Source organism: Arcanobacterium wilhelmae (assembly GCF_029632765.1).
Classification (GTDB): Bacteria; Actinomycetota; Actinomycetes; order Actinomycetales; family Actinomycetaceae; genus Arcanobacterium; species Arcanobacterium wilhelmae.
Map to the genome: position 1 here is coordinate 1,388,811 of NZ_CP121247.1, position 15,476 is coordinate 1,404,286.

Genomic DNA, 15,476 nt, shown 5'->3' on the forward strand with positions numbered 1-15,476 from the left:
CTGGCAACTGTTCTCATCCACTTTGCCCCATGTACACTCTTTTCATGGATATTGATGCAACTACCAAAGAAGTTCTTGCCGGCCTCGATCACTCCGTGCGCCCGCAAGACGATCTTTTTCGCCACGTCAACGGTGAGTGGTTGAAGACCGCCACCATTCCCGCTGATCAGTCCTCCACGGGCTCGTTCATCGATCTGCGCAACCAGTCCGAAGTGGATGTTCGTGCGATTATCGAAGAGCTCAGCGCAGATTCTTCAGATCCGGAAGAAGCACAGATCGCAGGCCTGTACGAGTCGTTTATGGACGAAGTGCGCGTGAACGCGCTCGGCGCCGCTCCCCTCACCGAGGATTTCGATCTCATCAACGGCGCCACCTCGAAGGATGAGCTCGCCACGGTTCTCGGCGGGCTCCTGCCCACCGGCGTGGACGTTCCGGCCTACCCATACGTCTCGAACGATAAGAACAACCCGGATTTCAACGCGGTCTACCTCTACCAGTCAGGCCTGGGCCTGCCGGACGAATCCTTCTACCGCGAGGAGCAGTACGCGGAGATTCTCGCGGCCTACCGCGAATTCGTGCCGGTGCTGTGGGCACTGACGACGGGCGCTGAAGCTGAGGTTGCACAAGAGGCCGCAGCCGCGATTTTGCGCGTTGAATCCGCTTTCGCTTCGCATCACCTCACGCCGGTGCAGATGCGCGACGCCGAAAAGACCAACAACGTCATGGCCTTCGGCGAGTTTGTGGCGAGCGCTCCGGGCTTTGCGTGGGCACCGTTCTTCGCGGCAGCCGGCCTGAGCGAAGAGAACATGGCGAAGTTGATCGTCACCTCGCCGTCGACGATGGCCGGTTTCGCCACCGAGTGGGAGAAGGCGGACCTTCAGGATCTGCGCACGTACGCCACCTGGCACGCGATCCTCGCCCGTGCCCCGTACCTGTCGGAAGAGATCTCGCAGGCGAACTTCAACTTCTACGGCAAGGTGCTCTCGGGTTCGGAGGTGCAGCGCGATCGTTGGAAGCGCGCCGTCGGCTTCGTGAACGGTGCTGTGGGCGAGGCCGTGGGTAAGCGTTACGTGGCTAAGCACTTCCCGCCGCGCTCGAAGGAGCTCATGGACCAGCTGGTGGCCGATCTTCTCCAGGCTTACCGCGAGTCGATCACCACGCTCGATTGGATGACGGAAGAAACGAAGGCAAAGGCTCTCGACAAGCTCGAGCACTTCACCACGAAGATCGGATACCCGGAAAAGTGGATCGATTACTCGGCGCTCGAGGTGAACGCCGAGGATCTCGTGGGTAACGTGCGCGCGTCGGCTCGCTTCGATTGGGCGCGCCAGATCGACGAGCTTTCGAAGCCGGTCGACCGCTCGAAGTGGCTGATGACCCCGCAAACGGTCAACGCCTACTACATGCCACCCACCAACGAGATCGCGTTCCCGGCCGCTATTTTGCAACCGCCGTTCTTCCAGCCGGATGCCGATCCGGCCTGGAACTATGGCGCAATCGGCGCAGTGATCGGCCACGAGATCGGCCACGGCTTCGACGATCAGGGCTCGAAATACGATGGCACCGGCCAGCTCAACAACTGGTGGACCGACGCCGATCGCACCGAGTTCGAAAAGCGCACGGCCGCCCTTGTGGGCCAATACGATGCCTACGTTCCTGCCCAGCTCGGTGAGGATAGCCCGCACCACGTGCAGGGCGCCCTCACCCTCGGCGAGAACATCGGCGATCTTGGCGGCCTGAGCATTGGTCTGAAAGCGTACGATATCGCCTGCAAGCGCGCGGGCCTGGCTGGCTCTGCGGATGCTCCGGTGATCGAAGGCTACACGGGCGTCCAGCGCGTCCTCCTCTCCTACGGCCGCATTTGGCAGGAAATCCGCCGCGACGAGCTGATGATTCAGCGAGTCGCCACCGATCCACATTCGCCGGCGGAGTTCCGCGCGAACGGCGTGGTGAAGAACGTCGATGCCTTCGCTGAAGCGTTTGACGTGAAGGAAGGCGACGCCCTGTACCTTCCTCCGGAAGATCGCGTGCGCATCTGGTAAACACGCCGAATTTGCTTCGTGGGGAGCGTTCCAGCAATGGCTGGAGCGCTCCCCACTTTTGCGGCGGTGACGCCGAAACCTCTAGGCCGACGCCGAGGCACCGCCACCGCGCGAACCCACCAGTGCCCTACGCTCGCCGGCGGGACGCAACCCTCCCGAAAAGAAACTTGCGCCGGGCGGGCGCAACTTGGGCACCGCCGTCGGCGGAAAAATTCGCCCTTCACCTACTTTCACGCGTACCCTGGAAGGGATTTCGTTTTTCTCGTGAAAGGACGTCCATGCCAGGCGAAAACTTAACCCGTATCGAAGCCGAGGCGCGTGCCGCTGTCGTCGCCAACCCGGGGTACCACATCGATCTTGATCTGGTGGGCTCGGAACACACTTTCCGTTCGATCACCACAATGACCTTTGATGCCGCCGCTGGCGAGTCCACGTTCGTGGACCTGCTCGCGAAGTCGGTGGAGAAGATTACGCTCAACGGCGCCGACGTACCGGCAGAAGCTTTCGACGGCGCTCGCATTGCCCTCGAAGGCCTCGCCGAGCACAACACGCTCGTCGTGGATGCCACGATGGAATACTCGCACACCGGCGAGGGCCTGCACCGCACAGTCGATCCGGCCGACGGCGAAGTCTACCTCTACTCCCAGTTCGAGGTGCCCGATGCACGCCGCGTTTTCGCCGTGTTTGAGCAGCCGGATCTGAAGGCCCAGTTCGAGTTCTCGGTGCGCGTGCCGAAGGGCTGGCGCGTGTTCTCTGTCTCGCCCACCCCAGAGCCGGTGGAGGTCGATAGCGAAACTGCCCGTTTCGATTTCACGCCCACAGAGAAGATTTCGTCCTACCTCAACGCGATCGTCACCGGCCCGTACGTGGGCGGCGAAGACACTGCAACCTCGCGCGATGGTCGCGTGATCCCCATGGGTGTGTACGCACGCGCCTCGCTTGCCGAGTACCTTGATTGGCAGGAAATCATTGATATCACGAAGGCTGGCCTCGATTTCTACGAGGACGCTTTCGATGTGAACTACCCGTTCCGCAAGTACGATCAGATTTTCGTGCCCGAGTACAACGCGGGCGCGATGGAGAATCCCGGCTGTGTGACGATCCTGGACGATTACGTGTTCCGCTCCCGCGCCACCGGCGCCCTGATCGAGCGCCGCGCCGTGACGGTCCTGCACGAGCTCGCCCACATGTGGTTCGGCGATCTGGTCACCATGAAGTGGTGGAACGATCTGTGGCTGAACGAGTCGTTCGCCGAGTTCATGAGCCATGTGGCCACCGCCGAAGCAACGCGTTGGACGGACGCATGGGTCACCTTTAACGCCTCGGAGAAGCAGTGGGCGATGGCTCAGGATCAGCTTCCCTCCACTCACCCGATCGCGGCGGAGATCCGCGATCTGGAGGACGTGCAGGTGAACTTCGACGGCATCACCTACGGCAAGGGCGCCTCAGTGTTCCAGCAGCTCGTGGCTTACGTGGGCTGGGATGCGTTCATTGGTGGCGTGTCCGCTTACCTGAAGAAGATGAGCTGGGGCAACGCCACGCTTGCCGATCTACTCTCGGAGCTCGAGAAGGCGTCGGGCCGCGATCTTGCCTCGTGGTCGAAGCTGTGGCTCGAGGAGTCAGGTATTAACACGCTCTCGCCGAAGCTCGAGGTTGGCGACGACGGCGTGATCACTGCTTTGTCGATCGAGCAGGGCTCGGACGGGCGTGCGTCGCTTCGCCCGCATCGCGTGGGCGTTGGCGGCTATTCGCTCGAGGGCGGCAAGCTCGTGCGCGTGCTCCACACGGAGCTGGACGTGGACGGCGCTTCGACGCCGGTGGAGGAGTTTGTGGGCAAGGCACGCCCGGATATTATCCTGATCAACGACGGCGATCTGACGTACGCGAAGGTCCGCCTGGATGCAAATTCGCTCGCGTTCGCCGCCGAGCACATTAACGATTTTGAGGAGAAGCTCCCCCGCACGCTCGTGCTCGCTGCCGCGTGGGATATGACTCGCGACGGCGAGATGCCGGCGTCGCAGTACGCTGAGCTGGCTCTCGAGGCGCTCAAGACGGAAGATCACGGAACTGTTCTTCGTTACGTGCTCTCGCAGCTTGAGACTGCAACGAACCTCTACTCGTCGGTAGCGAAGCGCGATGCCCTGAAGGCACGCGTGGCGGCGGCAATGTTCGAGCTGGTTGCTGGTACCGAGCCGGAGTCGGATCGTCAGTTGCAGATCGCGATGTCGGCAGTGAATCTTGCAGATTCGGATGCAGAGTTGGATCGCATTGCAGGCTGGCTCGAGGGCACGGAGGTTCCGGCGGGTTTGGCGGTTGACGCTAACTTCCGCTGGGTCATCCTGCGCCGTCTCGCAGCCGCTGGCCGCATTGGCGAGGCCGAGATCGAAGCGGAGCGCACCGAGCGTGACAACACGGCTTCTGGCGCCGCTGGTGCAGCTCGCGCTCGCGCGTCGGTATGCGACGCCGGCGTGAAGGATCGCGTGTGGAACGACATCCTCGGCGGCGAGGTTCCGAACACGGTTCAGCGCAACCTGGCACTCGGTTTCGCTGGCGGTAGCGTCGAGCTTCTCGTGCCGTTCGTGGATCGCTACTTCGCGTCCCTCGAGCAGGTATGGAACGATCGCACGCTGGAGATCGCCTCGAACATGATTTCCTACACGTTCCCCACGAAGCTTGTGGGCCACGAGGATCTTGGTGAGGATGTTGTGGCTCGCGGCCAGCAGTGGCTCGCAGATCACAAGGGCGCAGCACCGGCACTGCTCCGCCTCGTCTCGGAGGAAGTGGATCGCGCCGAGCGCGCAGCGAAGGCGCAAGCAGCCGACGCCTAATCACGCGTGATTCGCCACAAGGCGGCGGGTTTGGTTCAACGACCAAACCCGCCGCCTTGTTTTTGGGCCTTTAATCCGCGTTGTTTTCGTTAAGAAAAATCGAGGCGGGGAGGCTCACCATCCTCCCCGCCTCGTGACACTCAAACGTGCGTACACGTGCGTGTCCGCCGGGTTTCCCCGGGCGAGCTGCCATCGGCGGAGGCTAAGCCTGCAACGCTTCTGACGAATCGGCAACTCCCCAACTCACCACTAGGAGCGCCGATGCCATAATCGTAGCACACAGTTTTTTCATTTGGCTAGTGCAATTTCACAGATTTTTCACTCACGACAGGAAGAAAATGACGCCAGATAAAGGTTCCGTCACGATCGCTCGCAAAGATTCAAAAGAGTCCTGAAACAGATCCTCAAAATCGTTCTATTCATTAAACAGTTCACTGACAACTCTGAACAAAAGGAACTTTTTCTGACACACCCGAAAGAAAAATATCCACATTGTGTTTGAGGAAATCCTCTCAGCCGATGACACACCCACGTCACACGATCACACGTTCCGTGTGGAACAGCCCAGCGAAATAGCTCAAAGCTTTGTGAGGACGCCGAATACGCTGATGGGAGTGTGCAGGTCTAGTGCCCTGCACACTCCCATCGCCAGTATCGCGAAATCGCGTACGCCTCTCAGTGGCGCTTCGCTTCCTCTTCAGCCATGGCGGCATTCAAGGTGGAAACCAGCGACTGCAGACGCGGGTTCGTGGAAAGATCCTCCGTGAGAACCACTTCCTCGGTGCCGTCCGCGAGCGGGATACACCAGTTGGGGTACTCGTTGAATGTGCCCGGCTGGTTCTGAGCGCGACGTTCACCAACGGCGTCGACGAGCGACACGCAAACGAGCGGAGCCGGTGTACGAGCCACATACACGTGCAAAGCCTCAACGATCTCACGCTCGGACGGGTTCTCCCCCACCAATCCGTACTCACGCAGACGGTGAAGCACCTGCTCCTTCTCAAGCTCCGCATCGGCCCGGACCTTCTCCACTGGCTCAACAAGCAATCCGAGACGCTCGCGCAGTTCCACGTGCTCGCCCGCAAGATATCCAGCGGCCGGGGGAAGATCGTGCGTATCAACCGAAGCCAGAACATCCGAACGGTACTGCTCAGGCGGGAGCGGCATGCCGTCGTCGCTCTTCTCGAACCAGAACACAGACGTACCGAAGATGCCGCGCTCCTTGAGATAATCGCGGGTCCAGGGTTCAACCGTGCCCAGGTCCTCGCCCACCACGATCGCGCCAGCACGCTGCGCCTCCAGCAGCAGCACGCCAACCATTGCCTCGTGGTTGAAGTACACGTACGTGCCCTTCGCTGCCGAAGCACCAACCGGGATCCACCACAGGCGGAACAAGCCAGCGACGTGGTCCACGCGGATCATGCCAGCATGGCGGAGCACCGTGCGAGCCATGTCGCGAAGCGGCGAGTACGCCATCTTCTCCAGGGAATCTGGGCGCCACGGCGGCTGCGACCAGTTCTGGCCCTGCTGGTTGTACATATCCGCAGGAGCGCCCACTTCAACGCCATTCGCAAACGCCTCAGGGATCGTCCAGCGATCCGATCCGGCCGAGTGCACACCAACGGCAAGATCGTGGGCGATACCGAAGCGCATGCCAGCGCGCGTTGCGAGCTCTTGAGCATCCTCAAGCTGGGAATCCATCACCCACTGGAGCCACATCCAGAACTGCACGCGGTCCGCGAGCTCGCGCCGCTCACGCGCCACGTATGGCGACTTGATATCGCGCAACTTCTCCGGGAAAGCCCCTTCGTAGTGCTCAACAATTGCGCACCAGAGCGCGAAATCTGCCAGGCCCTGGCCTTCCATCTCGCAGTAGCGCTCAAACTCGCGCTGGCGCGACTGTGAACGCCCAGCAGCGTAGATCACCTCGAGGGCCTTGCGCTTCGCACTCCATGAAGCATTGCGATCAATATGCTCATTCTTCAGCGACGCCTTCTTCACGTCCTCGCCAGCCCATGCCACCAACGAGCGATCCGGGCCGGAAAGGTAGGCAACCTCAGGGATATCCTCCGGGCGGATGTACATCGGGTTGAAGAAACGACGGGTAGTCGGAAGGTAGGGAGAGTTCTCGAGCGGCTCGATCGGCTCCGCGGCGTGCAGCGGGTTCACGAGCAGGTAATCCGCGCCAAGAGCACCGAAGGTGGACGCCATTTCCGCGAGATCACGCGTATCACCAATACCCCACGATTCGGCGGAGCGCACCGAGTACAGCTGGGCCATCATGCCCCAGGATCGACGCTCATTGAGCGTCGAGTTATCCAGGCGCGCAGGGGTGACGATCAGCGGAGCTGAATCGTGGCGAACCTCAGAATCCTCAAACGATACCTCAGCGTGAAGGGTGTGATAGCCGGTTGCTGTTCCCGCGGGCACGAGGAAACGAGCCTGACCGATCATGTGTCCGTCAATGTTACGCGGCGGCGTGAAATCGTCGGCCTGCGGCAACGTGATCGTGGTGCCGTCCTCGAGGTATGCTTCGAGCTTCACCGACCAACCGTCTGGCACGTGCACGAGCACAGAGTAGTCCTGATCGTCGCGAGCAACCGTACAGGTAGGAAGAATCTGGCGCCACGGAGCTTCGTCTTTCGCCTTGAGCGCCGCATCCGCGGCCTCGTCCGACGACGTATCAACACCCATAGCTGCAAGGACTGCGGAGAGGGTCTCATCCTCTACCTGGGTAAGATTTCCATCAAAATCCCAATACTCTGTGGCAACGCGGTAGGCGTTTGCCAATGAAAGTAATTTCTCGCGAGAGGCCATATTGACTCCTAATTGTGGAACTTCACTGATCCTTGCCTTAATCATGCCAAGAATTGCAAAATCTTGCAGTCTCGGAGAGGGGTTTTGAGCAACTCAATTCCACGAATTTCCCGCTAGTGTGGAAAGCGCGAGTAGTAGACGACGATGGGAGAGCAAATGGCAACGTACCTGACGATGCCGCAGACCGACGCTGAACCGCTTGGTTCCGTGTTACGAACGTTGCAGTTGCGCGAGATTTCGTTCGGCACGTACGAGGGCAACAACCTCAACCAGGTCACGGGGCGTGTTTACGGCGGGCAGGTGTTTGCACAGGCAGTGATCGCCGCGGCAGCGACGCTCGGCAACGGCGAATCTGACCGTGAGATTCATTCGATTAATGCGGCGTTCCTCCGTCCTGGCGATTTGCGTGAACCCGTCCATTTCGAGGTTGAGGAAATCCTCGACGGCCGCTCGTTTTCCACTCGCATCGTCCATGCCTCGCAGGGTGGGCGAATGATTTTCAATGCACGAGCTTCGTTTCAGGAGGTCCAGCCCGGCGTTGAGCACGAGTCGCCGACGCCGCACGCACCGGACCCGGTGTCGCTTGCGTCGTCGACAGACTTCTTTGCGAACCTGGATCTGCCGGTTGCACGAATGATGAATTCGACGAACGCCGTGGATATTCGGCATGTCCAGCCGCCGCTGTGGGTGCGTCCTGCTCCCGCCACCTCGGAGCCGAATCTGATTTGGTTCCGGCTCCGTTCACCTCTGCCCGAGGCAGGTCAAACGTTACAGCGAGCACTGCTTGCTTACGCGACCGACCAGTTCATGCTCGAGCCGATCATGCGCATGCATGGCATGTTCTGGCTCGATCCGGCGGTTTCTCTGGCAACACTAGATCACCAGATTTGGTGGCACCGCGATGTTGACATGTCGGATTGGGTTCTTGCGGAGCTTTCATCCCCATCGGCGCAGGGCGGTCGCGGACTGGCCGTAGCGAAGTTCTTCCAAAAGGGCCGTCATGTTGCCACGATGAGCCAGGAGGGGATGGTCCGACGCAAAGACTCGAGGGGTTAGTTCCGCTTTCCAGCCCTCGTCAGTAACATGGGCCGGAGCGAAAACCGGCACCGCGCCAGGTCTGTGAACTGTCTCGAATAAGAAAACGGATGGTGGTGTTGAGCCCGAGAGCTCAACACCACCATCCGTATCTGCACGAAGTGTTAGTCGCGAGTCAGCTTGCGGTAGACCTGCGCTCCGGCACGGTTCGCATCCGGGCCGAGACGCTCCACCTTATTCTTCTCGTACGATTCGAAGTTTCCTTCAAACCAGTACCACGACGCTGGATTCTCTTCGGTTCCTTCCCACGCCAAGATATGGGTGGCTACGCGGTCGAGGAACCAGCGATCGTGGGTAATGACCACCGAACAACCCGCAAAGTTCAACAGAGCGTTCTCGAGGGAACCGAGGGTTTCCACATCGAGATCGTTGGTGGGCTCGTCCAGAAGGATGAGGTTTCCGCCCTGCTTGAGCGTAAGCGCGAGATTGAGGCGGTTGCGTTCACCACCGGAGAGGATGCCCGCCTTCTTCTGCTGGTCTGCGCCCTTGAAGCCGAATGCGGAAACGTAGGCGCGCGACGGCATTTCCACGTTGCCAACCTGGATGTAGTCCAGGCCGTCCGAGACAACCTCCCAAAGAGTCTTTTCCGGATCGATACCAGCACGGTTCTGGTCCACGTACGAGAGCTTCACCGTTTCACCGATCTTCAAGTTTCCGCCATCGAGCGGCTCGAGGCCGACGATGGTTTTGAACAGGGTGGACTTGCCAACGCCGTTCGGGCCAATGATTCCCACGATACCGTTGCGCGGAAGTGAGAATGAGAGGTCCTTGATCAAGGTACGGCCGTCGAAGCCCTTCTCCAGATCGGTTGCTTCGAGCACCACGTTGCCAAGGCGCGGCCCTGGCGGGATCTGAATTTCTTCGAAATCGAGCTTGCGTTGCGATTCAGCTTCGGCCGCCATCTCCTCGTAGCGAGCAAGACGCGCCTTCGACTTCGCCTGGCGGCCCTTCGCACTCTGGCGGACCCATTCGAGTTCGTCCTTCAGGCGCTTCTTGAGCTTGGCGTCCTTCTTGCCCTGGACTTCGAGACGGGCAGCCTTCGTATCCAAGTAGGTGGAGTAGTTACCCTCATACGGATAGAGGTGACCGCGATCAACCTCAGCAATCCATTGCGCCACGTGATCGAGGAAGTAACGATCGTGGGTCACGGCGATGACTGCACCGGCGTACTTCTGGAGGTGCTGCTCGAGCCAGAGCACCGACTCCGCGTCCAGGTGGTTGGTCGGCTCGTCAAGGAGCAACAGATCCGGAGCTTCAAGGAGAAGTTTGCACAGTGCCACACGACGGCGCTCGCCGCCAGAAAGCACGTTGACCGGCATATCACCGGGCGGGCAACGCAGAGCATCCATCGCCTGCTGAAGCTGCGAATCAAGATCCCACGCGTTCGCCGCGTCGATCTCCGACTGGAGCTTGCCCATCTCTTCCATCAGCGCATCGAAATCGGCATCCGGTTCGCCCATTTCGAGGCCAATCTGGTTGAAACGCTGCACCTTCTGAAACATTTCGCCCATACCTTCCTGGACGTTCTCCAGGACGGTCTTTTCCTCGTTCAGGGGCGGCTCCTGCTGCAGGATGCCCACCGTGTAACCCGGCGAGAGGCGCGCCTCCCCGTTGGAGGGCTCATCCAAGCCGGCCATGATCTTCAAGATGGTCGACTTGCCAGCACCGTTCGGACCGACCATGCCGATCTTCGCCCCGGGGAAGAACGACATCGATACGTCGTCAAGGATCACTTTGTCGCCGACAACCTTGCGGGCACGGCTCATCGTGTAAATAAATTCAGCCACGTTTCTCCACTCATCGTTTCGCGGATATTCTCGTAACTCACCCTAGCGAAAAAAGCGCGGTTATCCCAGCCCAAAACCGCTAAATACTGGGAGATTATGCCCACGTCAGAGCGTGTGGGCGGCGCCGCGGCCGCCCACACGCTCCCGGCTAGACATGGGCAAGATTATCCGCGACGTCGGTGGTGCGAGCCTGTGGCCCCTCGCCCATCTCCTGTGCCGAAACCTCCCCCTCGAGCACCTCGCCGGTAGCTTCATCTACTGATTCCTCTCGCGGTGCTCCAGGTTCGCCCTTAACACCCGGCAAAGGCTCACGCCGGCGCTTCACCAAACGTCCAGTTCCCGAATTCAAATCGAGCCCCACGCTATCAGCGATAATGACGTTATCGGAACGCATGGTTCCCTCACTGTCTTTGTACTGACGCACGGTGAACCGGCCGCGCACCATCAAAGCCGTGCCCCGGGTGACCGATTCCTCAACGTTATCCGCGAGCGCGCCGTACGTGCGCACGGTGTACCAAGCAGTCTCGCCGTTACGGAAATCCTTCGCTTGCGTCGAATAGTATGAAGGGGTTACCCCGATCCGAAAAACGGTGCATTTACGCTCGAAGCTCTCACCAGACTCCGCATTGATGGCATTGGTGTAGACCTGAGGGTCGGCCGCAGCGAAACCGCGGACTGAAATGATGGTGTCGTTCGACATGGTGTCTCCTTCGAATCTAATTGTGTTGACACCCCAAGTCTGGACGCCTGCACGGCGCAACAAAACGGGTGCCGGCTCCCCTGTGGAAAGAACCGGCACCCGCTTGAAATGTGGATAAGTTTTTAGAAGCTGAGAGCCTCACGAGTCACGCGGTGGCGTTCAAGGAACGTATCGACCCCGTCAACGAGATTCTCACGCGTTACGCCGACAATTGCCTGGCGTACCTCTTTCTCGTAACGCTCAGCCGCCTGACGCGCAAAGTGTGCGAGCCTGCGCTTCGCTAGCCACCAGTACACTCCAAACGCCAGTACGCCGAACACTGCGAACGCGAAACGACCCACGACGTCGTCGAAGGGAACGCCAATAATCGCCAATACGAGCCCCGCCACCATGAAAATCACGCCCAGTGCAACCAGCACAATCGACGGGAAACGGCTAATCGACGGCAATGGCACCGAACGCAACGCGCCGCCGATCGCGCGTCGCAAGCGTTCAGCGCTCGCTACCTCCCCAGCAACAGCGTTCTGCCACGGAATCGGTAACCCCTCACGAACGTGCGCCATCCACGTATCACGGATCGCAGTGACCATGGTGTTCGACGGCTGTTCGGGCATCACCAGAGCTGAATCCGTGAGCCCCTGCGAATCTCGAATCGACTCGACGACTGCACCAACACCGGACGCACGAACAATCCGCTCAGAAATCTCGTCAATCGCATCTTCGTCCATCCTCGGCTCCGACTCACCCAAATTCGCACGCAACCGAGACGCGATCGCATTAAGCTCCGCCGCAGCCGTCCGCGCAGTCATCGACTCCGCAGAAACAGCGTCCTCCAAGCGGTCGCGGATCGCATCGATGCCCTGCCCATGCAGCGCCGATGCCGTCATCACGGGAACGCCGGGCAAGCCGTCACGTTCGAGCAAAGCCTTGACGTCTGCAACCAGCGCCTCACGCCCGGATTCGGGAACCGTATCAATCTGGTTCAACACCACAACCATCGAATCCGCACGCGAAACGAGGGCGGACAAAAAGCCGCGGTGCAGAACCTCGTCAGCATACTTTTGAGGATCAAGCACCCAGATCAGGAGATCGACCATCGGCACCAAACGCTCCACAAGCACCGAATGCCCCACCGCCACCGAATCGTGATCGGGCAGATCGAGTAGCACCAGCCCGTCAAGCCTGTCGGTACCAGCCGTCAAAATCGAACCATGCTCGATCCGGCGATCCTCGCTGACCTCAAGGTAATCCAGCAACACGTGCGAATCCGCGTTCCACGTGCACGCTGCAGCACGCTCCGTCGTCGGGCGAAGCTCGCCCGCATCCGCAAAATCAAGCCCTGTGATCGCGTTGAACATCGTCGACTTGCCGGAACCTGTACCACCCACCAGCGCCGCAACAGTCAGATTCGCACCAAGTTCCATGCGCTCCTCGGCTCGCCGCAGGTCGTCTTGCGCACGAGCAGAGACGAATGGGTCAAAAAATTCACCACCCGAATTCACCGCCACCTGCAAGCGACGCAGGCGCTCACTGAGCTCACTAGTGACTTCCTTGGCCATCATGCCCTCTCAACCATGTGTTCGATATCCAACAATTCACTTGCCCTCAGGCGCAACGCTCGGGCGTCCCCGACCGAAATTTCATCGAGCGCTCCAGTATATGCGGAGGTGACCTCATCGAGCGCCTCGCGCACATGCGAGGCGAGCGAGGCGCGCGCAGCCTCCACCTGGCTCCCATACCCGAGTTCTGCCGCGGCCTTCTGCGCGCCAGCAACCCCGCCAGCTGCGGCACCGATCAACGCCGCAACACCGACGCCGGAGAGCCAGGCGTTGTCCTTCGAACCAGATGCACGAAGATCACGTGCCCACGCAGCAAGTGTACGATCCGCGATTTCGTCTGGATTTACCGAGGCCGACGCGGCCTTCGCGAGCTCATCAAGGTTCGCAATATCCTCACGCCAAGCCGTTTCCACATTTCCCCGAGCCGCCAAGATCCCCTGGACAAGAGCCACACGCGCGGACGAGAGAACCGCATCGAAAATCGCCGACATGGCATTATCGCGCTCGCCGCCCCTCCGCTTCGCGAAAAGACCCGGCTTCCTTCCCGCAACCAGCGACGCCAGCGGGCCGCCTGTAGACGCGAGGGAGAGCCACGACGTCGTTGGCGCACCACGCCCGAAACGCCCGTGTTCGATGTTGGTTGCCAACTTCTCAAGTGGCGCGGAAGTGGCCTCGCGAGCCTTGTCCTTTAAATCGGTAATCGCGTTGGACTGCATCTCTACAGCCTCAGCGAGCACAGTCAAGTCGGTGCGCAGATGCGGCAGCGTGGCCGCCGTCGTACGGTCAACCAACGCCTCCCCCATCTTGCGCGCTGCGATCGTCTCCAACCAACCGCGGAACTCGGCAACGACATTCGCGGGTAGTAGCCCCTCGTGCGGACCCTGATCCGGGATAATAAACAGCGGCGAATCGGCAAGATCCATCTGGGCCATCCGGCTCACCAGATCTTCACGCACCGGCGCGAAAGCGCGCTCCGAAACGCGATCAAGCACAACCGCAGTGGTGATGCCACGACGGCGAGCAGTCTCCAGCGTGGACCAGGCAACGGCATCACCATAACGCGAAGCTGTGGTGACGAAAACCCACAAATCCGCCGAATCCATCAGGCGTGCGGAAAGCTCACGGTTCGATTCATCTACCGAATCTAGATCCGGGGCATCGACGAACGCGATTCCCGGGATTCCGCCCGCCACCTCAACAAACTTGCCGTAATTGCCAATGCCATGACGGCTCATCGAGCGCTTGTCACTGGGGTGAATCGCGATCACTGGGGTGCGAGTTGTGGGCCGTAGCACGCCCGCCTCGCTCGCCTCCTCGCCAAGAACTGAGTTGAACAGCGTCGATTTCCCTGCACCCGACGAGCCGCCCAACACCACGATCGTGGGAACTTCAGTTTCACGCAGGTGCGGCAAGATACGGGACTCGAGCTGGGCAAGCAACTGGCGGCGAGTGGTGTTCAATTCGTTAGCGCCGGGCATGTCCAAAGGCAAAGTAACTCCCTTAAGTGCGCCAACAGTGCGCTCAACAAGGGCCACAAGTTCCGAATTCGATGCAGTATTCACAACTTCTATTATGCTTGAAAATACGCCTATAAGTGGTGTTCGACGCGGCATTTTCTCACCACATTTGCCATGATCACTCTCAGCCAAGCCGCTCAAGTTTCAGCCGCACCCACTTCCCCACTACACTGGCTACTGCGCCTCCATAGCTCAACGGATAGAGCAACAGACTTCTAATCTGCAGGTTTCCGGTTCGAATCCGGATGGGGGCACTGAGGGCTGGTAAAATAGGGCGCGTGAGTAATTTTCCTGCGCAAAATACGCCAATTGTTTGGATTGATTGTGAAATGACGGGCCTCGACCTGGAAAAGGACGCGCTCGTCGAAATCGCCGTTGTGGTCACCGATTCGGAACTCAACCCGCTCGATGCCGGCTTGGACCTCGTGATGAAGCCCACCCCCGGCTCGGTTGAGCATATGGACGATTTTGTCCGCAACATGCACACCGTTACCGGCCTGATTAACAAATGGGACGACGGGCTGGAGATGGCCGACGCCGAAGCTCAGGTGATCGAATACATCTCTCGTTTCGTCGAAAAAGGCAAAGCTCCGCTCGGCGGCAACTCGGTGGGAACTGATCGCATGTTCCTGTACCGCGATATGCCGGCGCTTGTGGACTACCTTCACTACCGCATCGTGGACGTCTCGTCGATTAAGGAGCTCGCGAAACGCTGGTATCCGCGCGCATACTTCGCTGCTCCGGAGAAGTCGGGCAACCACCAGGCACTAGGCGATATCTACGATTCGATCGACGAATTGCGCTACTACCGCGCAGTCCTCATGCCGAAGGGCGACGGCCCTACCTCCGAGGAAGCTCGCGCGGCAGCAGCTGACGTTCTCAACAACCTCACCCGCACACGAGCCGACCAAGCTCACGAAGCCAACTAATCGGCGTCGTAAAAAATAAAAATCCCCAGCACTTTCGTGCTGGGGATTTTTATTGGGGTGGCTGACGGGACTTGAACCCGCGACCTCCTGGACCACAACCAGGCGTTCTGCCAGCTGAACTACAGCCACCATTGCGTTGTTCCCATGGGAACGAAGAACAACTATAGCAGGCACATTGGTGCGAGCGAAATTCGAGGCGCGT

The 15,476-nt window shown here is 59.9% G+C and carries 9 protein-coding genes and 2 tRNA genes; 5 read left to right on the forward strand and 6 right to left on the reverse strand.

Annotated elements, in window-relative coordinates; translation table 11 throughout:
• Positions 1 to 44: 44 nt before the first annotated feature.
• Positions 45 to 2,042 (forward strand): M13 family metallopeptidase, encoded by a 1,998-nt coding sequence (locus tag P8A24_RS06275; RefSeq protein ID WP_278057766.1) that lies wholly within the window; start codon positions 45 to 47, stop codon positions 2,040 to 2,042.
• Positions 2,043 to 2,320: 278 nt separating this feature from the next.
• The gene (gene pepN, locus P8A24_RS06280) at positions 2,321 to 4,870 is read left to right on the forward strand and encodes an aminopeptidase N (RefSeq protein ID WP_278057767.1); all 2,550 of its coding nucleotides are present in this window, start codon (positions 2,321 to 2,323) and stop codon (positions 4,868 to 4,870) included.
• Positions 4,871 to 5,545: 675 nt separating this feature from the next.
• Here the strand turns inward: pepN and malQ are convergent.
• Positions 5,546 to 7,687: a 4-alpha-glucanotransferase gene (malQ, locus tag P8A24_RS06285; protein WP_278057768.1), complete on the reverse strand. Its 2,142-nt coding sequence runs from the start codon at positions 7,685 to 7,687 to the stop codon at positions 5,546 to 5,548.
• A 156-nt stretch (positions 7,688 to 7,843) separates the two neighbouring features.
• On the opposite strand from malQ, the gene P8A24_RS06290 reads away from it, so the two are divergent.
• Positions 7,844 to 8,743 (forward strand): acyl-CoA thioesterase, encoded by a 900-nt coding sequence (locus P8A24_RS06290; RefSeq protein WP_278057769.1) that lies wholly within the window; start codon positions 7,844 to 7,846, stop codon positions 8,741 to 8,743.
• Between the two features lie 143 nt (positions 8,744 to 8,886).
• Here the strand turns inward: P8A24_RS06290 and ettA are convergent, their stop codons facing one another.
• From ettA to P8A24_RS06310, 4 genes are all read right to left on the reverse strand, one after another.
• Positions 8,887 to 10,569, reverse strand: a complete 1,683-nt coding sequence (ettA, locus tag P8A24_RS06295) for an energy-dependent translational throttle protein EttA (protein ID WP_278057770.1) — start codon at positions 10,567 to 10,569, stop codon at positions 8,887 to 8,889.
• Between the two features lie 148 nt (positions 10,570 to 10,717).
• Positions 10,718 to 11,269: a single-stranded DNA-binding protein gene (locus P8A24_RS06300; protein WP_278057771.1), complete on the reverse strand. Its 552-nt coding sequence runs from the start codon at positions 11,267 to 11,269 to the stop codon at positions 10,718 to 10,720.
• Positions 11,270 to 11,391: 122 nt separating this feature from the next.
• Complete coding sequence (locus P8A24_RS06305) at positions 11,392 to 12,831, reverse strand: GTP-binding protein (protein WP_278057772.1); 1,440 nt, start codon at positions 12,829 to 12,831, stop codon at positions 11,392 to 11,394.
• A complete protein-coding gene (locus tag P8A24_RS06310; protein WP_278057773.1) occupies positions 12,828 to 14,390 on the reverse strand; it encodes a GTPase in 1,563 nt (520 codons plus the stop codon). Before P8A24_RS06310 ends, P8A24_RS06305 begins: the two co-directional genes overlap by 4 nt.
• Positions 14,391 to 14,526: 136 nt before the next feature.
• Between P8A24_RS06310 and P8A24_RS06315 the strand changes: the two genes are divergently transcribed.
• Together P8A24_RS06315 and orn are read left to right on the forward strand one after the other, a co-directional pair.
• Positions 14,527 to 14,599: transfer RNA gene (locus tag P8A24_RS06315), tRNA-Arg, on the forward strand.
• Entirely contained in the window at positions 14,591 to 15,274 is a 684-nt protein-coding gene (gene orn / locus P8A24_RS06320; protein WP_370870583.1) for an oligoribonuclease, read from the forward strand. Before P8A24_RS06315 ends, orn begins: the two co-directional genes overlap by 9 nt.
• A 53-nt stretch (positions 15,275 to 15,327) precedes the next feature.
• On the opposite strand, the gene P8A24_RS06325 is transcribed toward orn, so the two are convergent.
• Positions 15,328 to 15,403, reverse strand: a tRNA-His gene (locus P8A24_RS06325).
• Positions 15,404 to 15,476 lie beyond the last annotated feature (73 nt).